Genomic DNA, 24,014 nt, shown 5'->3' on the forward strand with positions numbered 1-24,014 from the left:
CTTGCCGCCGCCGCAGCACCGCCGGGCCGCGCCCTGTGGCCCCTGCTCAGCGTGAGATCGGCGTGTAATGCGATGAGTCGCTGGTGAATTCGGGCTTTCCATAGGTCGCAAGCCGCAGCTTGAGGAGCCGGATGACATATCGGTCGGCGAGACCTCGAAGTGCTGGGATGTTGCTGATCCGGTTGACGGCAATGAAGCGCCCGGCGATGAACGGCCCGGTCAGGGCGATACGGACACGATCGGCCAACCCGATCGAAACACCCATGGCCGAGGCGACGCCGCGGTCACCATTGCAGAACGCCCGCACAAAGGTTTCCTTGCTGTAGCTCTTCTCGACAGCCTCTGCGGCGCGGTCGAACCACGTGGTTGCCGGACGCAGGTAGGCATTCATCGTAGAGTCGACGAGTTCGCGGCATTCAGAGTCGAACCCATCCCGCAGCAGAGCCGCGCGAGCATGCATGACGTGCACGGTGTCGGCGGGCGTGGTCGGCAGCAGTTCCTCGGGGAGGCCGAGCAAAAAGCAGCGGTACCGCCCGAATTCGACCAGAGCACGTTCCTGCTCGTTGAACTCAGCTCGCCCCTGCCGCAGCACCTGCTGGGACGTCAGATACTGGCCGATCATGCCGGCCGGCATCTGGTCGACCTGTGGGACCGGCACGCCGTAGACATCGACATCCCACTTCTCGGACTTCTTCAGCGCGTTGTAGCGGACCATCGAGTGCATCAACCGGACCATCGCGGCGGCTTCGAACCCCGGCCCATATCGCTGCAACGCGCCGGGCAGGGTGGTGACGGCGAAGAAACTGGCCGTCTCGTTGACCCGGCGCGCGGCACGGCGGCCAGAGAGCGCACCGGTCAGGCCCATCGGCAATGCGGCGTAGGTATTGGTGAAAGTGGCAATGAAAGCCCCGCGGGTGATGAAGTGGGCCAGCAAGGCGGCCGCAGTGCGCGCCTGGCGTGCGCCTTCTTCGATCAGATCGAAGTCGATCCAATCCGGCTTGGCTTCCATCGCGGCGATGAACGACGCCAGTTCGTCCGGTGCATCGGGTACCGCGTCAACGCCCTCCCGGCAGGCCGTCTTGAGCATGTCGATCAGCTCGGAGACGCTATACCTGCTCATCAGGGCGGCATAGGGGTCTGCCACCACGTCGCCGAGCATGGTGGCTGTCTCCATCAACTCCAAGACGCGGTCGTCCTCGAGGATTTGCGCACGATCGGCGGCCCATCCCGGCAGAGACGACTTGTCACCGGGCAGCTTGGTCAACCGGTACGGCCGCTCGTCGAAGTTGATGTCGCCGTACAGATCCGGCTGCAACCGCCGTTGGCTTGCGACGCGCTGGGCGAGTTCCGGGTAGTACGTGACCATGCCGACCTTTCGATAACTAACAAGTTGTGAGTAATACTCACAAAGTGTTAGTTATGCTGTCAAGCGTGATGCGAGTGGCCAGCGATGTCCCGAGACGACGGATGACCGCGGAGCGGCGGCGCGAGCAGATTCTGGATGTCACCCACGCCATCGTCGACGCTGAGGGATTCCACGCGGCGACGCCGATCCGCATCGCGCAGCAGGCCGGCATCAACCGATCGCTGATCTACCAGTTATTCGGTGATCCCGCACAGCTTTTCGTCGCCCTGGTCGACCGGGAAGCGGGACGGGCCGGCGAACAGTTCATCGAGGCGGTCAGTGGGCTCGGCGAGCCCAGCCAGCACAACCAACCATTGGTGCGCGCGTTCGAGGGAGTCCTCGCCGCCGTCGACGCCCACACCGCGACGTGGCGGCTGTTCCTGTTCCCACCCCAGGGCGCACCGCCGGTGTTGCATGAACGGCTCGCTCAGTCGCAGACAGTGGTGCGGGAGTTCTTGCAAGGCGAACTGCTGCGCCTGGATCCTGGATTGCCAGACCCCGAATTCTCCGCCCGGATCCTCTACGCAGCGGGTCGAGAACTGCTTCAGCTGCGCCTCAGTGACCCGGTCACCGCGACAACCGAACGGCTCCGCACCTTCGTGCAGGGCCTACGCGACTGGCGTGATGTGGGGGTACCAAGCGTTCGCGATCGGACGTAAAAAACCCCCGACCTCGGTCCGAAATCGGGGGCTTTCGCAGCTGCTCGCGGCCTCCCTCGGCCTTACTCGGGCCTGTGCCGCTTCTGCCTGGCTTTTACTTGGCCTTCTCTAGGATCTCCACCAGTCGCCAGCGCTTGGTCGCCGACAGCGGACGCGTCTCCATCAGCGAGACGCGGTCGCCGATGCCGGCGGCGCTGTTCTCGTCGTGAGCCTTGACCTTCTTGGTGGTACGAATGATCTTGCCGTACAGCGGGTGCCTCATACGGTCTTCCAACTCGACCACGATGGTCTTCTGCATCTTGTCGCTCACCACGTAGCCGATGCGCGTCTTACGACGGCCGCGCGGCTTCGGAGCGGCCGGAGTGTGCTTGGGGCCCTTCTCTTTCGAGCCGGCGTCCTTCGCGGCGGCGGCCTTCGGAGCGGCTTTGGTCGCGGCCTTGGCCGGTGCCTTCTTCGCTTCTGCCATCACGATTCCTTCTCGTCGGACCCATCGGGGCCGGAAGCCAGACCCAGTTCGCGTTCGCGCAACACCGTGTAGACGCGCGCGATTTCCTGACGCACCACGCGGAGCCGACGGTTGTTGGTGAGCTGGCCGGTGGCCATCTGGAAGCGCAGATTGAACAGCTCTTCCTTGGACTCGCGTACGCGATCCTGCAGCTCCTCGTCGGTGAGCTCACGCAGTTCGCCAGGGGAAATTCCCACTGCCATCAGAACTGCTCCTCTCGGGTAACAATGCGTGCCTTGATCGGCAACTTGTGGATCGCTCGGGTGAGCGCCGCCCGCGCGATCTGCTCGTTCGGGTAGCTCAACTCGAACAGCACCCGTCCCGGCTTGACGTTGACGACCCACCACTCGGGTGAACCCTTACCCGAACCCATGCGGGTCTCGGCGGGCTTCTTGGTCAACGGGCGGTCCGGGAAGATGTTGATCCAGACCTTGCCACCACGCTTGATGTGCCGGTTGATGGCGATACGAGCGGACTCGATCTGCCGGTTGGTGACGTAAGCGTGCTCCAACGCCTGGATCCCGTAGTCGCCGAAGTTCACCGACGTGCCGCCACTGGCGATGCCGCGCTGGCGCGGGTGGTGCTGCTTGCGGTGCTTAACTTTGCGGGGAATCAACATGATTCAGCTCTCCGTGCTCTGCGCTTCAACTGCCGGCGCCGCGACGGCCTCGGCCGCGGCAGGCGCCGAGGCCTCGTCGCTGCCGGCGGCCCGGCCGGCGTCGGTGCCGGTCGCCGTGGTGCCGGAAGCACCGCTACGACGTGGACGGGTGCCCGAAGGCCGCTCGCGACGCGGCCGGTCGGCACCGGCGGGCGCGGCAGCGGCCAGTTCGCGCTTGCCGCCGACGATGTCGCCCTTGTAGATCCACACCTTCACGCCGATCCGGCCGAAGGTGGTCTTGGCCTCGTACAAGCCGTAGTCGATGTCCGCCCGCAGCGTGTGCAGCGGCACGCGCCCTTCGCGGTAGAACTCCGAACGGCTCATCTCGGCGCCACCCAGCCGGCCCGAGCACTGCACCCGGATGCCTTTGACGTTGGGCTGGCGCATCGCCGACTGAATGGCCTTGCGCATCGCGCGACGGAACGCCACCCGGTTGCTCAGCTGCTCGGCCACACCCTGGGCCACCAACTGTGCCTGCGACTCAGGGTTTTTCACCTCGAGGATGTTGAGCTGGACCTGCTTCTTGGTCAGCTTCTCCAGGTCGGCGCGGATGCGGTCGGCCTCCGTGCCACGGCGACCGATGACGATGCCCGGGCGGGCGGTGTGGATGTCGACCCGGACCCGGTCGCGGGTCCGCTCAATCTCCACGTCGGCGATACCGGCACGCTCCAGCCCGGTCGACAGCAGGCGTCGGATCGCGACGTCTTCCTTGACGTAGTCGGCGTACTGCTTGTCGGCGTACCAGCGCGACTTCCAGTCGGTGGTGATGCCCAGCCGGAAGCCGTGCGGATTGATCTTCTGGCCCACTAGTCTGAGCCTCCCTTCGCGTCAGAAGTCTCAGACGTCTTGGCTTCGGTCTTGGCGGTCTTGGGCTCCGCTTTCTTGGCCGGCGCCTTCTTGGCCGGAGCCTTGCTCGCAGCCTTCTTGGCCGGAGCCGTGCTCGCGGCCTTCTTTGCGGGCGCATTCTTGGCGGCGGCCTTGCTGCCCTCGGCGCGACGGGCCCGCGACGACTTCGCGGCCCGCTGGTCCTTGGGCGGACGGCTCTCCACGATCACCGTGATGTGGCTGGTGCGCTTGCGAATCCGGAACGCACGCCCCTGAGCCCGCGGACGGATCCGCTTGGCGGTCGGCCCTTCGTCGGCGTAGACCGTGGCCACCACCAGGGTGGCCGGATCGAGCCCGTTGTTGTTCTGGGCGTTGGCCGCGGCGCTGGCGATCACCTTGGCAACCGGCTCACTGGCGGCCTGCGGCGCCCAGCGCAGGATGTCGAGGGCGTCCGTCACCGACTTGCCGCGCACCAGGTCGATGACCCGGCGCGCCTTTCTCGGCGACACCCGCACGAACCGCGCCTTGGCGGTCGCCGACGGATATTCGATAGTGGTGGTACTCATCGCCGCTTGCTCTTTCGGTCGTCCTTGATGTGCCCCTTGAAGGTGCGGGTCGGCGCGAATTCACCGAGCTTGTGCCCGACCATCGATTCGGTGACGAACACCGGGACGTGCTTGCGGCCGTCGTGCACCGCGAAGGTGTGCCCGATGAAGTCGGGAATGATGGTCGAACGCCGCGACCAGGTCTTGATGACCTGCTTGGTGTTCTTCTCGTTCTGCACGTCGACCTTCTTGAGCAGATGGTCGTCGACGAACGGGCCCTTCTTGAGGCTGCGTGGCATAGTTCGCTACTCCCCTGTCCTAACGCCCGTGCTTCTTGCCGGTGCGCCGGCGTCGGACGATGAGCTTGTTGCTGGCTTTGTTCGGGTTGCGGGTGCGGCCCTCGGGCTTACCCCACGGGCTGACCGGGTGACGACCACCGGAGGTCTTACCCTCACCACCACCGTGCGGGTGGTCGACGGGGTTCATCACCACACCACGGACGGACGGGCGCTTGCCCTTCCACCGCATCCGGCCGGCCTTGCCCCAGTTGATGTTCGCCTGCTCGGCGTTGCCCACCTCGCCGACCGTCGCGCGGCAGCGGACATCGACGCGGCGGATCTCACCGCTGGGCATACGCAGCGAGGCGTAGGTGGCTTCCTTACCGAGCAACTGAATGCTGGACCCGGCGGACCGGGCGAGCTTTGCGCCACCCCCGGGCCGCAGCTCCACGGCATGCACCAGGGTGCCGGCCGGGATGTTGCGCAGCGGCAGGTTGTTGCCTGGCTTGATGTCGGCGTTGGCGCCCGACTCGACGATGTCGCCCTGCGAAAGTCCGTTCGGCGCAATGATGTAACGCTTCTCGCCGTCCAGGAAATGCAGGAGCGCGATCCGTGCGGTGCGGTTCGGGTCGTACTCGATGTGGGCGACCTTGGCGTTGACGCCGTCCTTGTCGTTGCGACGGAAGTCGATCACCCGGTAGGCACGCTTGTGGCCACCGCCCTTGTGCCGGGTGGTGATCCGGCCGTGCGCATTACGCCCGCCACGACCGTGCAGCGGACGAACCAGCGATTTCTCCGGCGTCGTCCGGGTGATCTCGGCGAAGTCGGACACGCTGGCACCGCGGCGACCCGGTGTCGTCGGCTTGTACTTGCGAATTGCCATGTCTAATCAGATCTCTCTCTCGCGCGCGGCCTAGGCCGGTGCTCCGAACAGGTCGATCGGCTTGCTTCCCGGGACCAGGGTTACGATCGCGCGCTTGGTGCTCTTGCGCGTGCCGTATCCGGACCGGGTGCGCTTGCGCTTGCCCTGCCGATTCGCGGTGTTCACCGAGGCGACCTTGACGGAGAAGATCTTCTCGATGGCGATCTTGATCTGCGTCTTGTTCGAGTCGGGGTGCACCACGAAGGTGTACACGTTGTTGTCGAGCAGCCCGTAGGACTTTTCGGAGATGACCGGCGCCAGGATGATGTCCCGGGGGTCTGCGATGGTTGCCATCAGGCCGAAACCTCCTCGGAAGATGCGGTGTTGGCAGTGTTGGCCGATATGTAGGCGTTGAGTGCCTCCACGCTGAACACCACGTCGTCGGCGCGCAACACGTCGTAGGTGTTGAGTTGGTCCGGCGACAGGGTGTGCACACCGGGCAGGTTGCGCACACTCTTGACGCCCGCCTCGTCGCTGCGCCCGATGACCACCAGCACCTGCTTGCGGTCGGTCAGGGTGGACAGAAACGCCTTGGCGCTCTTGGTCGACGGAGTTTGACCCTCGACGAACTCGGTAACCGCGTGGATGCGTCCGTTGCGCGCCCGGTCAGACAACGCGCCGCGCAACGCGGCGGCAATCATCTTCTTGGGTGTGCGCTGGCTGTAGTCCCGCGGCTGCGGGCCGTGCACGACGCCACCACCGGTGAATTGCGGGGCGCGCGTCGAACCCTGACGGGCCCGGCCGGTTCCCTTCTGGCGGTAGGGCTTACGGCCACCACCACTGACGTCGCCGCGCGTCTTGGTCGAGTGCGTGCCCTGGCGGGCCGCCGCGCGCTGCGCGGTCACCACCTGGTGCATCAGCGCAATGTTGGCCGGTGCGTCGAACAATTCGGCCGGCAGCTCGATCGAGCCGTCGACTTTGCCCGCCGGCGTCTTGACTTCAATTTGCAGGGCAGCCATTACTTTTCACCTCGTTTGATCGCACTGCGGACCACGACGAGTCCACCGGTGCGGCCGGGGACCGCGCCTTTGATCAGCAGCACGCCGTTCTCGGCATCGACCTTGTGCACCACCAGGTTCTGCACGGTGACGCGATCGTTGCCCATCCGGCCGGACATCCGGGTGCCCTTGAACACGCGGGCCGGCGTCGCACACCCGCCGATGGAACCCGGACGCCGGTGCACCGCCTGGGCGCCGTGGCTGGCGCCCTGCCCGCGGAAGCCGTGCCGCTTCATGGTGCCGGCGAAGCCCTTGCCCTTGGAGGTACCGGTCACGTCGACGTAGGCGCCGTCGGCGAAGATCTCCGCCGTCAGCTCCTGCCCAACCTCGTACTCGGCCGCCGCCGCCGCGTCGTCCAGCCGCAACTCGGCCAGATGACGGCGCGGGTTGACGCCCGCAGCCGCGAATTGGCCGGTGACCGGCTTGTTGACCTTGCGGGGGCTGATCTCGCCGTAAGCCACCTGCACGGCGCTGTAACCGTCACGCTCGGGGGTCCGAACGCGGGTCACCACGTTCGGCCCAGCCTTGACGACCGTCACCGGCACGATTCGGTTGTTCTCGTCGAACACCTGCGTCATGCCCAGCTTGGTGCCCAGAATGCCTTTTCTCGCCATTGCTCGCCGATTCCCTACTGGATGTTGACGTCGACACTGGCCGGGAGATCGATGCGCATGAGAGCGTCAACGGTCTTCGGCGTTGGGTCGAGGATGTCGATCAGCCGCTTATGAGTACGCATCTCGAAGTGCTCCCGCGAGTCCTTGTACTTATGCGGAGAGCGGATGACGCAGTACACATTCTTTTCGGTCGGCAGCGGCACCGGCCCCACGACACTGGCTCCGGTACGTACGACGGTCTCGACGATCTTGCGCGCCGACGCGTCAATAGCCTCATGGTCGTAGGCCTTAAGCCTGATGCGGATCTTTTGTCCCGCCACGCTTCCCCTACCTCTTCTCACACTTGAGCCCGTGTCCGGACTGCAGCCGTTTTTCGACCTCAGTGCCCTCCGGCGCGCGGACCGGCCGCCCTGTCGAGGGCCGGTCTAGCGTTGCGCCGGATACTGCGCCGCTGTTTACCTGTCGTGGTTCAACCGCTCCCCGCGCTCGGGTGTGTCACCCGCACGCAGCCTTAAAGGCGATCTAAATAGTCGCGCTCCAAGGATGGGACCGGACGCGCCCCGGTGGGCGCTGGTCGTATGCCCGGCCAGACCTGAACCTGGCGCAAGGCAACCTGAACAGTATGCCCCACATCAGCGCGTGGGCCAAATTCCAGGTCGTCGGCTGCTGCGGGTGAACTCAGAGGCGCCGCCGAATGCTTCCGCAGCGAGCCTAGCAGGGCTTTTGGCTCGCGGGCCGGCGCCGTGACGGGCCAGGTGGTGTCCGGTATTTCACCGATCGCGCTTACTGCGCGGCCACCGAACCGGCCGGCCCACCGCCGGTGGCCTGACTGCGCTGCACGTGCAGGAACCCGTCCACCGCAGCCTGCGCACATTCGCGGTAGTCGAAATCCGGCAACGTGCTCAAGCGACCGAGCACCAGCGGGCCGATAAGCATCGCAATTGCCCGGGATCGGTCCACCTCGCCCAGTTCGGCCGCCTGCGGGCTGTCGAACAGAGCGTCGAACGGCGCCGCGTACTGCTGGGCAATACGTTCACGCAGCGTGCTGATCGCGCTCTCGGACCCGTCGTTGTGCTGGGGTTGCGGCATTTCCTGGAGATCCGAACCCAGCGCAAGCCACGCCATCGCAGTCATGACGGCGGGGGCCTCGGCGATGGCTTCGGCCTGCCCCAACACGATGGCCAGCAAGCGGTCCCGTAATGCCCCTTCGGTCGGGGGCTGCGGAGCGGTGGGGATGAGACTGTTGAAAGTGGCTGCCAGTAAATCGTTTCCACTCGGGAAGTGGCGATACAGCGTGGCCCGCGCTACGTTGGCGGCCCTGGTAACCGCGTCGACGGTCACCGCGCTGGGACCCCCGGCACGCAGGAGCGTCGCGGCGGCCTCGAGTAACCGGGCGCGCGAGTGCGCCGGACGAGGATCCTGACTGCGGCCGTTGCCGATTGTGACGCACCTCCCTGTTCGGGACCAACCTGTTTGGGACCAAGGCTATCCGTCTATGCACGAGACCATTAGTCTCGGAAATTACTTCGCCGCCCAAAGGAGGCGCAAGCATGGTCGAAACCCTGTTCCGACCCGACGCACGTATTTCCCGGCCTGATCAGCGTACTGAGGCGACAGGCAGCAGCGGTAGCGCCCGCAGGTGGACCCTGGCGGTGGCATGCATCGGCGTTTCGCTGGTGGTCGCGTCGATGACGGCGTTGAACACCGCGTTGGGCGACATCGCGGTCGTCACCTCCGCGACCCAGACTCAGCTCACCTGGATCGTCGACGGCTACACCGTGGCGTTGGCGTGCCTGCTCTTGCCGGCGGGAGCTATCGGCGACCGCTACGGCAGACGGGGCGCCCTGCTCGCCGGTTTGACGATCTTCTCCCTGGCCTCGATGGCGCCGGCGCTGCTGCACTCGCCGGCACAGATCATCGCCGGTCGGGCGCTTGCGGGTGTCGGCGCGGCCTTCGTGATGCCGGCGACCCTGTCGCTGCTGACCATCGCCTACCCAAAAGACCAGCGCATCAAGGCCGTTGGCATCTGGGCTGGGACCGCGGGTTCCGGCGGGGTCATCGGGATGCTGGGTTCTGGCCTGTTACTTCGCTTTTGGGACTGGCACGCCATCTTCTGGTCGCTGGGCGCCGCCGGGTTGGTCATCCTCGCGATGGCATGCACCATCTCGCCGTCCCGGGATGACGAGGCTCCGCGGGTCGACTGGCCCGGCGCGGTACTGATCGGTGCGGCCGTCGCGATCGGAGTGTTCGCAATCCTGCAAGCGCCGTCACGCGGATGGAGCGACCCCCAGGTATGGGGCGGACTCGCCATCGGGACGCTGATCGCAACCCTGTTCGGAGTCGTCGAATTCCGGAAACAGCAACCACTTCTGGATGTCCGGTTGTTCGCCGACGCCGGCTTCGCGACGGGGGTCGCGACCATCGTGGTGCTCTTCGGCGGAACGTTCGGCTTCTTCTACCTCGGCATGCAATATGTGCAGCAGATCATGGGTTATTCGCCGCTGATGACCGCGGTTGCCTTCGGGCCGTTCATGGTGCCGCTGGGCATCTGCTCGGCGTTGTCCTTCTGGTACGTGCCCAAGCTCGGGCTACGTGTGGTGCTGTTCGCGGGCACCCTGATGATGGCCGTGGGCTTCCTGTGCATGTTGATCCTCGACCTGCAGTCTTCGTATCTCGACCTGGCCTGGCCGACCTTGATCCTCAGTACGGGTATCGGATTCTGCACAGCGCCTACCACGTCGGCCATCATGGCCGCGGTTCCAGACGAAAAGCAGGGAGTCGCCTCCGCGGTCAACGACACCGCGCGCGAGTTGGGCGGCGCCTTGGGCATCGCCGTGGCAGGTTCGATTCTGGCCGGCCGGTACAGCAACGAGCTGATCCCTCAGCTGGCGGCGTTCCCCGAACCGGTGCGCGGGCCCGCGTCGGACTCGTTGGCCAAGGCCGTCGAGATATCGGAAAGGCTTGGCCGCCAAGGTGAGCAACTAACCACTGCGAGTCAAACGGCGTTCATGACGGCCATGCACGACTCGATGATCACGATGGCCGCCATCGTCGGGGTCGCCGCGCTGCTGATCGGATTCTGGGCCCCGGGGCGCGACGGGCGCCAGTTGCGACTGGCCCGCCGCATCCGCAGTGGGCGGCGCTGACATCCACGTTCTGACAAGCCGCCGCTCGCTTCGAGAAAAATGGACGAATCAAGCAAAAACGCCTCGGGCGGGGGTGCCGCTGAATTAGCATCCGAACCAGGGATGGAGTTCGTGGTGGGAGACGGACGCGGTCCAGCTTGGCTTGGGGGACGGTATGTCGTATGTAATTGCTGCTACGGAGTACGTGGCCGCCGCAGCAACGGATTTGGCCAATATCGGCTCGGCTCTGGGTGATGCCAGCGCGGCCGCGGCCATGCCGACGACCGGTGCGCTGATTCCGGCGGGCGCCGACGCGGTATCGGCAGAGGTGGCCGCCCTGTTCGGTGCACATGCCGAGGCATTCCAACAGATCGCGGCCCAGGCAGCGGCCTTTCACGACCAGTTCGTGCAACTGATGAGTCTCGGTTCCCAGCAGTACGCCGTGAGCGAGGCGGCGAACGTATCGAGCATTCAGAGCGAGACAGGCAACCTGCCTCAACAGACCCTGGGGCACGGGGTCCTGAACCAGGGCGCCTACGCGGCGCCGGCGGCCGCGGCAGCGGCGCAAACAATGGCTATCAGTCCGGCAGCGGCCGGACCGGTAGGCTCGGCGATCGCACCGGCGGCAGCGCCGGTGGGATCGGTGGGGTCGGCAGTAGCGGCGGGATCGGCGGGGTCGGCTAAGCGTCAGCCAATCCCGTCGCTACCGGCGAGCCCCGCGCAGCCAACCGAACTCAGCGAGACGGCGGCGGTTTCTGCCTTGCCCGCCCCACTGGCGGCGCGGGCGGTACCGGCGGCGGCCCCGGCCGCTGCGGCAGCACCCCGGTTCGAGGCGACCGGCCAGTCAGCCGCGGCCGGCTGATCGGGCGCGCAAGTCAGGCGACGAATTCCGCCGCACGATGCCCCAGCATCACGATGGTTGCGTGCGGGCCTCTGCTGGGGACTACCGGCAGGACCGAACCGTCGACCACCCACAGGTTCTCCAAACCGCGTACCCGGCAACGACTGTCGACCACTGCAGCTGCGTCACTGTCGAGACCCATCGGGGCACTGCCACATAGGTGCTGCGAAGTCGACCATACGGCCGGCCCGATATCGGTTGCCGCGGCGCAGATTTCGCGAGCCAGCTCGCTGCCCGCACGCAGGGCCGCGACATCGGTTGGCGCACTGTCGTACCGATGTTCGATCCGCGGCGGAACCCGGGGGTCTGCCGACAGCAGGGTGATGCGTCCGCGCGCCACGGGCCGCATGAGCGCCACGCCGATGTGCGGCCAATCGCGGTGCCCCGCCGTTCCGTCACCCCTCATCGCCACGAAACCACCCGTGTAGGGCCGGATTTCGATGCCGTCAGCGGTGCTCAGCACCACCTCCAAGACCGGACGGTTAACTGCCACATCCCAATTGGTCGGCATCACCCATTCCGGATGGTCGCTGCAGTTCATCCCGACCGGCAGCGCCGCAACAACTTTCACGCCTGCCGCGCGTAACACGGCCTCCTCCCCCACTCCTGACGACATCAGTAGGTGTGCCGACGCAATCGCTCCGGCACACAACACGATTCGATCCGCCGTCAGTGTCATCGGGCCGTCGGGACCGGCCGCCTCGACGCCGTCGGCTCTCGTGCCGCTGAAACGCAGCCGCAGCGCCCGGGTCTGCGCCAGTAAGGTCAGGTTGGGGCGGTTGAGTGCAGGCACCAGGAAAGCCGCGCCGGAGCCGGTGCGTACACCGTCGACGATGTTCAGCGGCACGGCGCCCACGCCCGCTGGCAGTTCGGGCCCCACGTCATTCAGGTCGGCAATCCAGGGGAAGCCGGCGCGCTGTGCGGCGGTGCGGAAAGCGGCGGTCGCACCCGTCATGTCCGATGTGCGACACACCGGAATGGGACCGGCGTCGCCGTGCGCCGGGGTGTCGAAATCCAGGTCCGTCTCGATGGCCCGGAAGTGCTCGCGGACATCGGACCACGCCCACCCCGGCAGCCCGAGGCGATCAAAATCGCCGGGCAACCCGCGGCAGAAATAACCGCCGTTGACCGCGCCCGAGCCGCCTACTGTCACCCCGCGCACCACCGGCAACTGTCGGGCCGGGTGGTCGGTGAGCGTCGTCAGGTAACGCTCGGCCAGCACGCTGCCCGCGCCGATCGGAAGCTGGAAGCCGTTGCGCGTGCGGGACAGCAGCTCGTCATCATCGAGGCCGGGGCCGGCCTCCAGGACGGTCACCCGGCACCCCGAGTCGAGGGAAAGGCGTTCGGCTACAACCGAACCGGCACTTCCAGCACCAACTATCAATACATCGCTGTGCCGGTCGGCTGCGGACAAGATGAACCGTTACGTCCGAATCTGTGGCTTCAGCGCACCGATATTGCGTTCGCGCACCACGCCGCACCACAGCCCCATCCCGTAGGCCAGGTCGTCGACGCGCTTGAGCACCAGGAAGGTGAACAATCCGATAGGTTCGGCTTCGCTGTCGACCGCGCCGCGGCGGCGCAACCAGTCGGCCACCCCGTCCACAATCGCGGCTATAACTACAACCCGTCTGAAGTGCCGCGACAGAATGGCCGCTAGCAGCGCCAGGGGCCAGTAGTGCCGGCAAATGGCCGAGGCCAACTGCAGCGCCGCTGACCACAGCCCGCGGGTGGCGACCACGACCACATCCCACAGGGTCGTCTCGGCGCCGTCCAGCGCCTTGGCGATGCGGCGTCCTGTCAGCATGGCGATCACGATCGAGGCCAGCTTGGTAAGACCGGAACCCAGCGACACCAAAATCCAGGCCGCCAATGCCCAGCCCGATATCACCACCGGCGCGGTCTTGTCGGGATGCCGCACCGAAAGCGGTGCCGCCGAACCTCCATAGAACGCCTTGCGCGCGAGCCATTCCCGGAGCTCGGTCCGATGGTCGTGGGCTACCAGCGCAATCGGCTCGTACCGCAGCCGGGCGCCGGCCTCCACGAGTCGCCAACACAAATCGACGTCCTCACCCGAGTGCATCGTCTCGTCGAAGCCGCCCACTTCCCGGATGGCTGCGGCGCGGCACACCATCGCGGCGCTGGGAACATAGGAAACCGAACTGTGCGGCAGTACCGGCGCCTCTCGCAGCCCGAGGTCCAGGGACGAGTGCACCGCCTCGTAGCGGGCGATCACGTTCTCGGTCTGCGCCAGGCCGACAATGCGGGGCGCCACCAGCGCAACGGTGGGATCGCAGAAGTGTCCCAGCAAAGCTTCTAGCCAGCCGCGCCGCGGTGTGACATCGGAGTCCAGGAAGGCGACGTAGTCGGTGGTGCAGGCGGACAACCCGGTGTTGCGGGCCGCCGCGGGGCCTTTGCTGCGAGTGTGATGCAGCACTTCGATGTCACAGTAGGCGTCGGCGAAGTCTTCCCGTTCTATCGGCACTGAGGAACCGTCGTCGACCACGATCACCCGCAGACCGCGTAAGGCCGCCACTAAGCGGCGCAGACCAAAGACGTTGTCCCGCACCGGAATGACTACAGTGACGTCGCGGTACGACGGCCCGGTCGCAGGGCGCGGATGAGCCACCGTGGCGTCCAGCAGGGTGCGCGCCAATTCGGCACTCAACTCGTCCCGAACCTTCAGCCGACCGTCGGAGAGCATGCTTTGCGCGGCAGGCGCCAAACGCAACAGCCGTGTCGGTGAACCACCGAGCAACGCCCGGCCGTCGCCGAGCACCCGCACTCGACGATCGACCTGCACCGCAAACCCGTCAGGGAGTCGGGTCTGGGTGGTCAACGCCGCTCCTCCTCGGTACGCTCGGCTCTGTCATTGCAGGACCCCCCCGGGTCCGGGTACCCACCGTGAAATTCGACCCAAACAATCGTCGACCATTTCGGCAAAGATCCGTCTCCCCTCGACCGCGGTGGCCGTAGTCGGATCCCCCAGCACGCCGATCTCGCTTACCGCCGCGACTCCGCCGCGGCGCATCGACGGTAGCAACTTTTCCAGCGGCGCAGCGTTGCCGGCCACAAATCGGTCAGTTCGAACATCGGCCGGTGAAAGGTGGAGCAACACGGAGGTTTCAGTGTGACCCGCGTGGGCGTCAGCGCCGGTCGCGGCGCACGGACTCCAGGCGGCGTCGCGGCCTTCCGACCGTAGCAGCGCGGTGGCGTGACGCAAGGAGTCGATGTTGCCTCCGTGACCGTTGATGAACACCAGCCGGTCCGCCCAACTAGCCGCCGAGCGGCCGTACTCCACCAGAAGCAGCGTCAACGCTTCCGCTCCGATGGAGATCGTTCCCGGGAAGCTCTGATGCTCGCCACTGGCGCCGTAGGCGATGGCCGGCGCCACCAGCCAGCCCGGCTCGTTTAGTGCGTGCAGTCGCGCCGCGACGGCCCGGGACACTGCGCTGGCGATCCTGGTGTCGGTATCCAACGGCAGGTGCGGACCATGTTGTTCAGTCGACCCCAGGGGAATCAATATTGACGCGGAGGTCGATATTGAGAGTTGCCTCGACGTCGCACTCCCCAGTTCGCCGAGTACGGGCACTCGCCGATGGTAGGACGAATTCACCTGGCGTGCACCAATTGTTGCCCTACCTATCGAAAATATTTTTCACATAGTTGAGCACCGGGCCGAAATCACTGCTCGTCCGCCACGGCTGCACCGCCCGTATCAAACTTGGCGAATCACTCATTCCTGGAACGCATTATGTGTGGTATTACGCGCGCCTGCTGCTCGATAGCTCAAGCCGTGCCCAAATCGCGGGTGAACCCGTCCGGAATGAGAATGTCGTCGGGACGCAGATCGTGAATCGACGAGTGACCGAGACCCATCAATGCCGAATCGACGCCGCCGCGCAAAATGTCGAGAACGTTCTCGACGCCCGGCTGCCCGGCCGCGGCCAGCCCCCACAGGTAGGCGCGCCCGATCATGACCGCGCGCGCTCCCAGCGCCACTGCCTTGACCACGTCGCTGCCTCGCCGAATGCCGCCATCCAGCAATACTTCGACCTGATCGCCGACCGCGGCCGCAATCGCGGGCAGGGCGCGAATCGACGCCGGCGTCCCGTCCAGGTTGTTACCACCGTGGTTGGACACCGAGATCGCCGAAACACCGGCATCCACAGCCCTTTTCGCGTCGTCGACGCGCATCACGCCCTTGAGCATCAATGGTCCAGACCACAGGTCGGTCAGCCAGGCGATGTCTTCCCAGGTGGGCGGGGGCGTTCCCATCCATTCGCCGTAAGCGGCGAAAAAGGGCGGACCGGGCTCGCCACGGCGACCCTGGTTAGGTACCCGCAGGTCCGGCGGTCGCAGTGTCTTGCCGAACTTCCACAGCCACCGCGGCTTGGTGATCGCCTCGGGCGACAGCCGCAAAATGGTTTTCAAATTCATTTCTTCGGGGATTTTCGGGCTTCCCCAGTCGCGCCCGTGCGAGAACGACCAGTCGGTGGTGACGATAAGACCGACCGCTCCGGCCTCTCGCGCGCGCTCGACGCGCTGGGCGATCGCATCCCGGCCGCCGAGCCAGTAGATCTGGAAGAAGAGCTTGGGGTTGGCGGCGATGACCTCCTCGATCGGCTTGCTGGCAAACGAGGACAACCCCATCGCCGTGCCGCGGGCGGCGGCCGCGCGGGCCACGGCGACCTCACCGTCCGGATCGACCGCCTGGACGCCGGTCGGCGAGATCAACACGGGAAACGAAATATCCTGACCCAGCACGGTGGTAGCGAGGTCGCGCTTTTCGCTGGCGCCGACCACGTGCGGCGCAAAGCCGAGTTCACTGAACGCCGCGACATTGTCGGCGACGGTGATGCCTTTTTCGCTGGCTGAAATCAGAGAGGAATAGACGGACTTCGGCAGCCGGCGCTTCGCGCGTTGCTGCGCGATTGCGACCGTTTCGAACCATTCGTCGGCCACGGTTATACGGGACTTTCGTTGCAGAGCCTGGCCGGCGGGCGCGCCGGCGGCCTCATCGACAGGGTCAGGGGAACGGGCGTGCTGATCCGCTTGCCGCGCGAATGATCGACACGGGGTTTCGGTGTGTCGCGCTCGGCGGCCAGCGCTGGTGCGCCATGGCCTTGGACGCATTCCGGGTCGGGGCCATCCATTGGCAGGCCGGTGAAAAACTTGGCTGCCATGCAGCCGCCGCGGCAGCTGTCGTAATGGTTGCAGCTACCGCACGCTCCGGCCGACTGGGGCTCACGCAGCTCGCGGAACAACGGGGCGTTCTTCCAAACGTTGTCAAAACCGCCGTCGCGCAACACATTCCCGGCGAGGAACCGGTCGTGAATGGCGAAGGGGCAAGCGTAGACGTCACCGACCGGGTCGATCAGGCAAACTACCCGTCCGGCGCCGCACATGTTCAGTCCAGACAGTGCGCCGGCAGATCCCAACGGTGCCAGATGGAAGAACGAATCTCCGGTCAACACCCGCTCGCCCTTTGCGACCAGCCAGTCATACAGCTCGACCTGTTGCGCGGCGGTGGGGTGCAGCTCGTCCCAGGTATCGGCACCGCGTCCGGACGGACGCAATCGGGTGATCCGCAGCGTGGCGCCATAACGGCTTGCCAACGCGGCGAATTCGTCGAGTTGACCGACGTTGTGCCGGGTGACGACGACAGAGATTTTGGCGTCGGAGAAACCCGCGTCGGCCAGGTTCTCCAGCGCCCGCACCGCCATGTCGAAGGACCCTGGACCGCGAACCGCGTCGTTGATCTCGGCCGTCGCACCGTCGAGGGAGATCTGGACGTCGACATAGTCGCTGGCGGCCAGCCGCGCGGCCACCTCCGGCGTGATGCGGACGCCGTTGGTCGAGAACTTCACCCCGACGTGGTGTTCGGTGGCGTAGTCCACCAATTCCCAAAAGTCCGGGCGCACTGTGGGTTCGCCGCCGCCGATGTTCACATAGAAGACCTGCATGCGTTCGAGTTCGTCGATGATGTCCTTGCACTGACGCGTGGACAACTCGCCGGGGTCGCGTTTGCCCGACGACGACAGGCAGTGCACGCACGCCAGGTTGCAGGCATACGTCAGTTCCCAGGTCAAACAGATCGGCGCGTCGAGGCCGTGCTCGAACTGCTCGATCAGGGACGGTACTGCTACGGTCATTCGCTCTCCTGGGGTACCAGCATCTGGGAGCGGGCCAGCACACCCAGCGCGTGCAGGTATGGACCCTGGTGGGGATCGGCGATTCCCGCGGCGCGACAAGCGGACCGAACGTCGGGATGCTCGGCCAGCGACTGCACCACCGCCAGGATGTCGCGGTTCTTCAGGAACGACAGTTTGCGGGTGCCGAAGTGATACAACAAGGCACCGAACGGTTCCGGACGAACCGCTACCTGAGGATGCAGTCGCCAGCCGCTGCCCGGGTCGAGCGCTATCTGGTCGGCCGGCGCGCTCGCGGGCGCGGTCACCGTCAGTAGACCCCGCACATGCCGTCGATTGACACTTCTTCCACCAGCGTCTCGGTGACGAGTTCGGTCTCGGTCTGGTTCTCGTTGTCCATGTGGCTGCCTTTCACAGAGAGGACTCGACAATGATGGGTGGTGCTGGTCACAATCTCACGTCGTGGCCAGAATATGGCATCGAGTGCCGAAACGGAAGGGCGGAGTCTGATGCTGCAAGAGGCGCGGGTGGGCCGACGCCGCTCGACGACACCGCATCACATCACCGATGTCGCCATCGACCTGTTCGCTGCCCGCGGTTTCGCCGACGTCAGCGTCGACGACGTCGCCCAAGCGGCCGGCATCGCTCGTCGCACCCTCTTCCGGTACTACGCCTCGAAGAACGCCATCCCGTGGGGCGATTTCGATACCCACCTCGCCCAGTTGAGCGAACTGCTCGACAGCGTGGACCCGAAGGTGCCGCTGCGCGAGGCGCTGCGCGGGGCGCTGTTGGCGTTCAACACCTTCGACGCGTGTGAATCCATCCGACACCGGCAACGAATGCGGGTAATCTTGGAAACCGCTGAGCTGCAGGCTTATTCGATGACAATGTACGCGGGCTGGCGGGAAGTGATTGCCGGGTTCACGGCCCGTCGGCTGGGCGTCAAAACAACCGAGCTGCTGCCCCAGACGGTCGCTTGGACGATGCTGGGGGTGGCCTTGAGTGCGTACGAACACTGGCTCCGCGACGAATCGGTCGCGCTGCCCGACGCGCTAGGCAGTGCGTTCGACGTCGTCGGCACCGGACTGAACCGGCTCGGCGAGCTCCGTTGAGCAGCACCGGCCATGCGCTGCAGGCACGATTCGAAAATTGTCGGTCCGAGGCCGTCGGAAATTGTCTCCTTGCAACGACGATAGGGATGTGAGCGCCCAACCCGACCACCAGCGCGACACCCAGCGCGCGCTGCTGGCGCTCTATGACGAAGCCCTGCCGACGGTGTACGGCTACTTCGCCCGCCGCTGCCGGGACCGTGGCATCGCCGAGGACCTGACGTCGGAAACGTTCCTGGCGGCGTTCCAAACGGCCGGCGCAGGTGCGCAACGAGGCGCTCCGCCGCCGATCGGGATGCCGTGGTTGCTCGGCGTGTCCCGGCACAAGCTGGCCGACCACTACCGCGGCCGTCCAGATCCGGTGCCGGTGGCAGAACCACCGGAGCCGCCAGGCGGGGCCGACGACTGGGATGCCGAGCTGGATCGGATGATCGCCGAAAATGTACTGGCCAAGCTGACCGAACCACACCGCGCGGTGCTGGTGCTGCGCTACATGGACGACTGCAGTGTGAGCGAATGCGCGCAGCTGCTCGGGCGCACCGTGCACGCCACCGAAGCCCTGCTGGTCCGCGCCAAAAGAGCGTTCAGGAAAGAGTATCCGGAGGGAGGCAGTCATGAGTAAGCACGATCCACTCAGCGTGCTGCACACCGATGACCTTCCGGTCCAGCCCGATCCCGCGTTCGCCGTGCGACTGCGGCATCGCCTGGAGGCGGTGCTGTCCCTGTCGCCGGCGACGTTAGGAAGGATTGACATGAGCACCCAAGCAGTAGTCGAACCCGAGAACTCCGAGGTCCCTCGTCCCGCCGCCCAGCCGTATCTGAGTGTCGCCGATGCTCGGGCAGCGATCGGTTGGTACACGGACGCTTTCGGAGCTGTGGTGATCGGCGAACCAATCGTGATGGAGGACGGCCGAATTGGGCACGCAGAGATCGGCATCGCCGGTGGCGTCCTGTATCTGGCCGACGAGTTCCCCGAAATAGGCCTGAAAGCCCCCGCACCGCAAGCGGTTTCGGTCAGCCTGATGTTGCATGTCCCCAGCACCGACGCGGCATTGCAAAGGGCGCGCGAGCTCGGCGCCACCGTCGCACGCGACATCTATGAGGCCCATGGCTCACGCAACGCCACAATCATCGACCCGTTCGGCCACCGGTGGATGCTCAGCGGTCCTCTCGGTGCGCCGACCGAAGGTATCCGGCATGGCGACATCGGCTTCATCTCGATCGCCACTCCCGACACCGACCGTGCCGCGGCGTTCTACGGCCACGTCCTCGGCTGGACCTACGACCCCGTCTCACACCGGGTGACGAACACCGACCTACCGACCGGCATCCATGTCAGCGCCGGCCGTCCGACCCTGTTCTGCTGCTACGCCGTCACCGACCTGGAGGCGGCACGCGCGGCCATCGCCGAAGCCGGCGGCACCGCGGACGAGATCAACCACACCGCACACGGCGCCACGGTGGACGCCACCGACTCGCAGGGCGTTGCGTTCGCAGTCTTCGATGCGGCAGCAGCGCGAAAGAGACCAGAACTCAACGGTTCCGGGCCCGGCGAATTGGCGTATGTCACCTACGAGGTCGGCGATATCGCATCGTTCCGCGACTTCTACGGCCGGGTGCTGGGTTGGACGTTCGAACCGGGCCGGATCGAGGACGGCTGGCAGGTGCAGCAGGCGCATCCGATGTCCGGGGCCGCGGGCGGCAGCAAACACCCCGCGACCGTTCCGATGTGGACCGTCGCCGACATCGACGCCGCCGTTGCGCGGGTCCGGGAGGCGGGCGGTCGCGTGCTGGCCGAGCCGTCACGTCAGCCGTACGGCCTGAGCGCCGAATGCACCGACGACCAGGGTGCGCGCTTCTACCTGGGCCAGTTCTAACCCAGCATCTCGGCGATGGGCACGCCGGCAGCGATCTTGCCCCGCACCTTCATCACCTTGCCGGGCAATCCGCCACCGACCACGCCAACCAGCACACCGTCGCGCTCGTAGTAGGCCAGGAATTTGCGGCCGTCATCCTCGACAAGGTGCACCACGTCGGTGGCCACCGGTTCCCCCAGGCACTGAATCTTGACGTCGTACTGGTCGCTCCAAAAGTACGGGACGACGGCGTTTGTCGGCACGTCCCGACCCAGCATCGCCGGCACCACGACCCGGGCCTGATCGGCGACGTTGCTCCAATGCTCCACGCGCGCTTGGTGTCCCGTCGTGTCGCGCCACGAGGCCACGTCGCCCAGCGCCCACACGTTCGGTGCACTGGTCCGGCCCGCCTCGTCACAGACGATGCCGTTGTCGATCTCGATACCGCTGCCGGCCAGCCAGTCGGTCGCCGGAATGGACCCGATACCCACGACGACGAGGTCGGCGCCGACCTCGGTGCCGTCGCTCAGGACCACCGAATCGACGTGTCCGGTACCGCGCACCTCGGCGACTCCGAGCCCCGTCCGCACGTCGACCCCTTCGTCGCGATGCAGCCGTGTCACCAGATTGCCGATCTGCTCACCGAGTACCGACGCCAGCGGCGTCGGCTGCGGCTCGACCAGCGTCACCTCCACACCCATGCCGCGCAGGCTCGCCGCCACCTCGCAACCGATGAACCCGGCGCCGACGACCACGGCCCGCTTCGCCGACGATGCATGAGTCCGCAACGCCAAGCACTCGTCGAACGACCGCAGCACCCGGATACCTTCCAGGTCGGGAAAAGTCGGTATGCGTCGCGGCACCAGGCCGGTGGCGATGACGAGCTCGTCGTACCCCAGGGAGGTCCCATCGGCCAACGTCACGGTCCGGGCGGTGATGTCGACGCCGGTGGCAGCCGCACCCAGCCGCAGGGTGACGCCCTTCTCGTCGTACCACTCACGCGGTTTGAGGGCCACGTCGTCGACCTCGGCGCGCAGCACCTCCTTGGACAGCGGCGGACGGTCGTAGGGTAGGTGCACCTCGTCGCTGACGATGGTGATCGGACCGGCGTACTCGGCTCGGCGCAACTGCTCGGCGGTCCGTGCCGCAGCCAGCCCGCCGCCGACGATCACAATTCCGTTGGTACTGGTCACGTGGAGTTCATAGCACGGTAGACAATCAGTACTTCAATGCGCCCTTATCCACCGGGATCTGCGTCCCCGACAGCGTGCCCGAGCCGTCACCGGCCAACCAGACGACGACGTCGGATACCTCTTCGGGCGACATAAATCCCTTGTACTGCATTGGCATTGGCGGGAAGCTGTGCACGAAGCGCGGATGGTCGCCAAACACCTGCATCATCGCCTCCGGCTCGATCATCGGGGTTTCGACCGAGTAGGGGTGGATGGAGTTGACGCGGATGCCGTATTCACCGAGTTCAATGGCCAGCGTGTTGGTCAGCGCGGTCAGACCATATTTGCTGGCGGCATAGTGGCCGTTGCCTGGCGTGGCTTTCAGGCCCGCCGAGGAGCTGACCACCACGATGGAGCCGCCGTTGCCGGCTTCGATCATCGCCGGGATGGTCGCCCGCAGGGTCCGCCAGGTGCCGGTGAGGTTTACCCCAATGACGGTGTCCCACTGCTCATCCGAGAGTTCCCAGACCCGGCCCCAACCCAGCACGCCGGCATTGGCGACCACGATGTCCAGTCGACCGAACTGCTCGATCGCGTCGGACACCACTCCGCGCAGTGCCGCGTCGTCGCGAATGTCCACCTCTCGAGCCAGCACCTTGCGCCCCTCGGCCTCCACGGCCCGGACGGTCTCGGCCAGATCCTCGGACGTGGCCGGCGGATACGTGATGGTGTCGGACACCGGGGCGCAGATGTCCAGAGCGACGATGTCGACGCCTTCCCGAGCAAGCCGCACTGCGTGCGACCGACCCTGGGCACGCGCGGCGCCGGTTATCAATGCCACCCGTCCCTGCAGTGATCCCATGGGGTCAGGCTAGCAGCGAAACTGAAACGTGTTCTAGTTGCCCCGTCAGCCGAACCGCACTGCGAAAATTTTGCCCTGGGATCGCAGTGGGGTTCGGCTCGCGAGCGAGTCGCGACTCTAGATCTCCGCGATGATCTGCGCCCGCCGGCTGGCGTATTCCTGGTCGTTGAGCACACCGCTGGCACGCAGCGACTCCAGCTCCTGCAACCTGTCACCGATCGAGGCCTGCGAGCCGACGGTCGCAGCCGCCGGTCCGGCCTGCTGCTGGGCGGCGCGACGCACGACGGCCTGCACCTGCTGCCGCAGTGCTGGATTGGACCGGATGTCCACCATGCGGTTGAGCGGGATGTTGTTGGCCTTGAGGATTTGCAGGATCTCCATCAACGGCCCGGCCTGCCCACTGAGGTCGTAGGTCTGGTTGTCTTCCGCGACGGTGAACTGGGCCGGCACCAGACCGTTGACCAACGCGCTTCGATCCCAGTCGATGCGGTACTGGTTGGTGGTGGGGTCGACCAGGACCACCAGCTTGCGGGCGGTCAGGTTGCCCAGCCGCGTCACGCTGGCGATCACACGGTCCTCAGTGTCGAACGGCGCGATGCCGGGGCCGGAGATGTGCAGATGCACCTTCACCAACGGTTGCTCGTTGATCCGCGTGCCGGTCTCGGTGAGGCCGGTGATCTGCGCCAGGGCGAGCACGCCGGACTGCTCGAGTTGCTCGTTTCTGGCGCTGGTGTTGACACTCCAATATGTGAGTCCGATAGCGACCAGCACGTCGGCCACTGTGATCAGCAGCCCGACATAGAACATCCAGGACAGCAGCTCCCCGAAGCCCAGAGTGAAGTACACGACCAGGAAGATCGGCCCGACCAGGCCGCCGCACAACAGCACCAACAGCTGCATTTTGATGTACCGCGCCAGCATGTGATTTCGCTCCTCGTGTTCGCCCCGAAAGTTGATTCACATTAGCGCCCGAACCGCCGCTACCGATCCCAAAAATGACGGCGGGTCCCCTGGCGGGTCCCCTGGCCGAACAGACGCAAAAGCCCCCGAAACTTTCGTTTCGGGGGCTTTTGCGTCTGTCGCGGTAAGCGCTACTTGATGATCTTGACGACCCGGCCGGCGCCGACGGTACGGCCACCTTCACGGATCGCGAACCGCAGACCGTCGTCCATGGCGACGGGCTGGATCAGCTTGACGGTGATGTTGGTGTTGTCACCGGGCATCACCATTTCGGTGCCCTCCGGCAACGTCACCACACCGGTCACGTCTGTGGTGCGGAAGTAGAACTGCGGTCGGTAGTTGTTGAAGAACGGCGTGTGCCGGCCGCCCTCGTCCTTGGACAGGATGTAGACCTGTCCCTCGAACTCGGTGTGCGGCGTGGTGGTGCCGGGCTTGATGACAACCTGACCGCGCTCCACGTCCTCGCGC

General features: G+C 65.8%; 29 protein-coding genes and 1 pseudogene. 6 read left to right on the top strand and 24 right to left on the bottom strand.

Going from position 1 to position 24,014, the window contains the following annotated elements:
• Positions 1-46: 46 nt before the first annotated feature.
• Entirely contained in the window at positions 47-1,366 is a 1,320-nt protein-coding gene (locus A5636_RS13535; protein WP_065159147.1) for an oxygenase MpaB family protein, read from the bottom strand.
• A gap of 53 nt (positions 1,367-1,419) precedes the next feature.
• Between A5636_RS13535 and A5636_RS13540 the strand changes: the two genes are divergently transcribed.
• On the top strand, positions 1,420-2,064 hold the full coding sequence (locus A5636_RS13540; protein WP_253900588.1) for a TetR/AcrR family transcriptional regulator: 645 nt from the start codon (positions 1,420-1,422) through the stop codon (positions 2,062-2,064).
• Between the two features lie 94 nt (positions 2,065-2,158).
• Here the strand turns inward: A5636_RS13540 and rpsQ are convergent, their stop codons facing one another.
• From rpsQ to A5636_RS13600, 12 genes are all read right to left on the bottom strand, one after another.
• A complete protein-coding gene (rpsQ, locus tag A5636_RS13545) occupies positions 2,159-2,533 on the bottom strand; it encodes a 30S ribosomal protein S17 (protein WP_155763801.1) in 375 nt (124 codons plus the stop codon).
• The gene (rpmC, locus tag A5636_RS13550; RefSeq protein ID WP_065159150.1) at positions 2,530-2,772 is read right to left on the bottom strand and encodes a 50S ribosomal protein L29; all 243 of its coding nucleotides are present in this window, start codon (positions 2,770-2,772) and stop codon (positions 2,530-2,532) included. The genes rpsQ and rpmC overlap by 4 nt, the downstream gene beginning before the upstream one ends.
• Positions 2,772-3,188: a 50S ribosomal protein L16 gene (gene rplP / locus A5636_RS13555; RefSeq protein WP_036352685.1), complete on the bottom strand. Its 417-nt coding sequence runs from the start codon at positions 3,186-3,188 to the stop codon at positions 2,772-2,774. Before rplP ends, rpmC begins: the two co-directional genes overlap by 1 nt.
• A 3-nt stretch (positions 3,189-3,191) precedes the next feature.
• A complete protein-coding gene (gene rpsC, locus A5636_RS13560) occupies positions 3,192-4,034 on the bottom strand; it encodes a 30S ribosomal protein S3 (protein ID WP_065159151.1) in 843 nt (280 codons plus the stop codon).
• On the bottom strand, positions 4,034-4,618 hold the full coding sequence (gene rplV, locus A5636_RS13565; RefSeq protein WP_065159152.1) for a 50S ribosomal protein L22: 585 nt from the start codon (positions 4,616-4,618) through the stop codon (positions 4,034-4,036). The genes rpsC and rplV overlap by 1 nt, the downstream gene beginning before the upstream one ends.
• Entirely contained in the window at positions 4,615-4,896 is a 282-nt protein-coding gene (rpsS, locus tag A5636_RS13570; protein ID WP_011739061.1) for a 30S ribosomal protein S19, read from the bottom strand. Before rpsS ends, rplV begins: the two co-directional genes overlap by 4 nt.
• A 19-nt stretch (positions 4,897-4,915) precedes the next feature.
• Positions 4,916-5,758, bottom strand: coding sequence for a 50S ribosomal protein L2 (gene rplB, locus A5636_RS13575; RefSeq protein WP_065159153.1), 843 nt, complete (start codon positions 5,756-5,758; stop codon positions 4,916-4,918).
• A gap of 30 nt (positions 5,759-5,788) precedes the next feature.
• Entirely contained in the window at positions 5,789-6,091 is a 303-nt protein-coding gene (gene rplW, locus A5636_RS13580) for a 50S ribosomal protein L23 (RefSeq protein ID WP_065159154.1), read from the bottom strand.
• Positions 6,091-6,756 (bottom strand): 50S ribosomal protein L4, encoded by a 666-nt coding sequence (rplD, locus tag A5636_RS13585; RefSeq protein WP_065159155.1) that lies wholly within the window; start codon positions 6,754-6,756, stop codon positions 6,091-6,093. The genes rplW and rplD overlap by 1 nt, the downstream gene beginning before the upstream one ends.
• Complete coding sequence (gene rplC / locus A5636_RS13590) at positions 6,756-7,409, bottom strand: 50S ribosomal protein L3 (RefSeq protein WP_065159156.1); 654 nt, start codon at positions 7,407-7,409, stop codon at positions 6,756-6,758. Before rplC ends, rplD begins: the two co-directional genes overlap by 1 nt.
• A gap of 14 nt (positions 7,410-7,423) precedes the next feature.
• Positions 7,424-7,729, bottom strand: a complete 306-nt coding sequence (gene rpsJ / locus A5636_RS13595; RefSeq protein WP_003873519.1) for a 30S ribosomal protein S10 — start codon at positions 7,727-7,729, stop codon at positions 7,424-7,426.
• Positions 7,730-8,192: 463 nt separating this feature from the next.
• Positions 8,193-8,849 carry a TetR/AcrR family transcriptional regulator gene (locus A5636_RS13600; protein WP_065159157.1) on the bottom strand — a complete coding sequence of 219 codons (657 nt, stop codon included), beginning with the start codon at positions 8,847-8,849 and terminating at the stop codon, positions 8,193-8,195.
• 110 nt (positions 8,850-8,959) lie between these two features.
• Between A5636_RS13600 and A5636_RS13605 the strand changes: the two genes are divergently transcribed.
• Positions 8,960-10,555, top strand: coding sequence for an MFS transporter (locus A5636_RS13605; protein WP_065159158.1), 1,596 nt, complete (start codon positions 8,960-8,962; stop codon positions 10,553-10,555).
• A gap of 154 nt (positions 10,556-10,709) precedes the next feature.
• Positions 10,710-11,396, top strand: a complete 687-nt coding sequence (locus A5636_RS27285) for a PE family protein (RefSeq protein ID WP_081287783.1) — start codon at positions 10,710-10,712, stop codon at positions 11,394-11,396.
• Between the two features lie 13 nt (positions 11,397-11,409).
• Here the strand turns inward: A5636_RS27285 and mftG are convergent, their stop codons facing one another.
• The 7 genes from mftG to mftA form a co-directional block, all read right to left on the bottom strand.
• Complete coding sequence (mftG, locus tag A5636_RS13615; RefSeq protein ID WP_065159160.1) at positions 11,410-12,849, bottom strand: mycofactocin dehydrogenase MftG; 1,440 nt, start codon at positions 12,847-12,849, stop codon at positions 11,410-11,412.
• Between the two features lie 9 nt (positions 12,850-12,858).
• A complete protein-coding gene (mftF, locus tag A5636_RS13620) occupies positions 12,859-14,274 on the bottom strand; it encodes a mycofactocin biosynthesis glycosyltransferase MftF (protein ID WP_065159161.1) in 1,416 nt (471 codons plus the stop codon).
• 30 nt (positions 14,275-14,304) lie between these two features.
• Entirely contained in the window at positions 14,305-15,051 is a 747-nt protein-coding gene (mftE, locus tag A5636_RS13625) for a mycofactocin biosynthesis peptidyl-dipeptidase MftE (protein WP_065159162.1), read from the bottom strand.
• A 173-nt stretch (positions 15,052-15,224) separates the two neighbouring features.
• Positions 15,225-16,400 (bottom strand): pre-mycofactocin synthase MftD, encoded by a 1,176-nt coding sequence (gene mftD, locus A5636_RS13630; RefSeq protein ID WP_065159163.1) that lies wholly within the window; start codon positions 16,398-16,400, stop codon positions 15,225-15,227.
• A gap of 2 nt (positions 16,401-16,402) precedes the next feature.
• Entirely contained in the window at positions 16,403-17,590 is a 1,188-nt protein-coding gene (gene mftC / locus A5636_RS13635) for a mycofactocin radical SAM maturase (protein WP_065159164.1), read from the bottom strand.
• On the bottom strand, positions 17,587-17,895 hold the full coding sequence (mftB, locus tag A5636_RS13640; RefSeq protein WP_081287784.1) for a mycofactocin biosynthesis chaperone MftB: 309 nt from the start codon (positions 17,893-17,895) through the stop codon (positions 17,587-17,589). The genes mftC and mftB overlap by 4 nt, the downstream gene beginning before the upstream one ends.
• A gap of 2 nt (positions 17,896-17,897) precedes the next feature.
• Positions 17,898-17,987: a mycofactocin precursor MftA gene (gene mftA / locus A5636_RS13645; RefSeq protein ID WP_036352637.1), complete on the bottom strand. Its 90-nt coding sequence runs from the start codon at positions 17,985-17,987 to the stop codon at positions 17,898-17,900.
• A gap of 109 nt (positions 17,988-18,096) precedes the next feature.
• Between mftA and mftR the strand changes: the two genes are divergently transcribed.
• The 3 genes from mftR (at position 18,097) to A5636_RS13660 (ending at position 20,573) form a co-directional block, all read left to right on the top strand.
• A complete protein-coding gene (mftR, locus tag A5636_RS13650; protein ID WP_155763802.1) occupies positions 18,097-18,699 on the top strand; it encodes a mycofactocin system transcriptional regulator in 603 nt (200 codons plus the stop codon).
• A gap of 88 nt (positions 18,700-18,787) precedes the next feature.
• Complete coding sequence (locus A5636_RS13655) at positions 18,788-19,318, top strand: RNA polymerase sigma factor (protein ID WP_065159166.1); 531 nt, start codon at positions 18,788-18,790, stop codon at positions 19,316-19,318.
• The gene (locus tag A5636_RS13660) at positions 19,311-20,573 is read left to right on the top strand and encodes a VOC family protein (protein WP_065159167.1); all 1,263 of its coding nucleotides are present in this window, start codon (positions 19,311-19,313) and stop codon (positions 20,571-20,573) included. Before A5636_RS13655 ends, A5636_RS13660 begins: the two co-directional genes overlap by 8 nt.
• Here the strand turns inward: A5636_RS13660 and A5636_RS13665 are convergent.
• The 4 genes and pseudogenes from A5636_RS13665 to A5636_RS13680 form a co-directional block, all read right to left on the bottom strand.
• A complete protein-coding gene (locus A5636_RS13665; RefSeq protein WP_065159168.1) occupies positions 20,570-21,745 on the bottom strand; it encodes an NAD(P)/FAD-dependent oxidoreductase in 1,176 nt (391 codons plus the stop codon). The genes A5636_RS13660 and A5636_RS13665 overlap by 4 nt on opposite strands.
• A 25-nt stretch (positions 21,746-21,770) precedes the next feature.
• On the bottom strand, positions 21,771-22,586 hold the full coding sequence (locus A5636_RS13670; RefSeq protein WP_065159169.1) for a mycofactocin-coupled SDR family oxidoreductase: 816 nt from the start codon (positions 22,584-22,586) through the stop codon (positions 21,771-21,773).
• Between the two features lie 117 nt (positions 22,587-22,703).
• Positions 22,704-23,507, bottom strand: a complete 804-nt coding sequence (locus A5636_RS13675) for an SHOCT domain-containing protein (protein ID WP_065159170.1) — start codon at positions 23,505-23,507, stop codon at positions 22,704-22,706.
• Positions 23,508-23,677: 170 nt separating this feature from the next.
• A pseudogene (locus A5636_RS13680) lies at positions 23,678-24,014 on the bottom strand (elongation factor Tu); the annotation flags it as partial.

The sequence above is a fragment of the Mycobacterium asiaticum genome (assembly GCF_001673315.1).
GTDB lineage: Bacteria > Actinomycetota > Actinomycetes > Mycobacteriales > Mycobacteriaceae > Mycobacterium > Mycobacterium asiaticum_B.

Coding starts and splice junctions, on each gene's coding strand:
- A5636_RS13605 (WP_065159158.1), top strand. CDS start 8,960: ATGGTCGAAACCCTGTTCCGACCCGACGCACGTATTTCCCGGCCTGAT.
- rplC (WP_065159156.1), bottom strand. CDS start 7,409: ATGGCGAGAAAAGGCATTCTGGGCACCAAGCTGGGCATGACGCAGGTG.
- A5636_RS13540 (WP_253900588.1), top strand. CDS start 1,420: ATGCTGTCAAGCGTGATGCGAGTGGCCAGCGATGTCCCGAGACGACGG.
- mftC (WP_065159164.1), bottom strand. CDS start 17,590: ATGACCGTAGCAGTACCGTCCCTGATCGAGCAGTTCGAGCACGGCCTC.
- rpsS (WP_011739061.1), bottom strand. CDS start 4,896: ATGCCACGCAGCCTCAAGAAGGGCCCGTTCGTCGACGACCATCTGCTC.
- mftR (WP_155763802.1), top strand. CDS start 18,097: ATGCTGCAAGAGGCGCGGGTGGGCCGACGCCGCTCGACGACACCGCAT.
- rplP (WP_036352685.1), bottom strand. CDS start 3,188: ATGTTGATTCCCCGCAAAGTTAAGCACCGCAAGCAGCACCACCCGCGC.
- rplD (WP_065159155.1), bottom strand. CDS start 6,756: ATGGCTGCCCTGCAAATTGAAGTCAAGACGCCGGCGGGCAAAGTCGAC.
- A5636_RS13675 (WP_065159170.1), bottom strand. CDS start 23,507: ATGCTGGCGCGGTACATCAAAATGCAGCTGTTGGTGCTGTTGTGCGGC.
- A5636_RS27285 (WP_081287783.1), top strand. CDS start 10,710: ATGTCGTATGTAATTGCTGCTACGGAGTACGTGGCCGCCGCAGCAACG.
- rplB (WP_065159153.1), bottom strand. CDS start 5,758: ATGGCAATTCGCAAGTACAAGCCGACGACACCGGGTCGCCGCGGTGCC.
- A5636_RS13670 (WP_065159169.1), bottom strand. CDS start 22,586: ATGGGATCACTGCAGGGACGGGTGGCATTGATAACCGGCGCCGCGCGT.
- rplW (WP_065159154.1), bottom strand. CDS start 6,091: ATGGCAACCATCGCAGACCCCCGGGACATCATCCTGGCGCCGGTCATC.
- mftA (WP_036352637.1), bottom strand. CDS start 17,987: ATGGACAACGAGAACCAGACCGAGACCGAACTCGTCACCGAGACGCTG.
- A5636_RS13535 (WP_065159147.1), bottom strand. CDS start 1,366: ATGGTCACGTACTACCCGGAACTCGCCCAGCGCGTCGCAAGCCAACGG.
- rpmC (WP_065159150.1), bottom strand. CDS start 2,772: ATGGCAGTGGGAATTTCCCCTGGCGAACTGCGTGAGCTCACCGACGAG.
- rplV (WP_065159152.1), bottom strand. CDS start 4,618: ATGAGTACCACCACTATCGAATATCCGTCGGCGACCGCCAAGGCGCGG.
- A5636_RS13660 (WP_065159167.1), top strand. CDS start 19,311: ATGAGTAAGCACGATCCACTCAGCGTGCTGCACACCGATGACCTTCCG.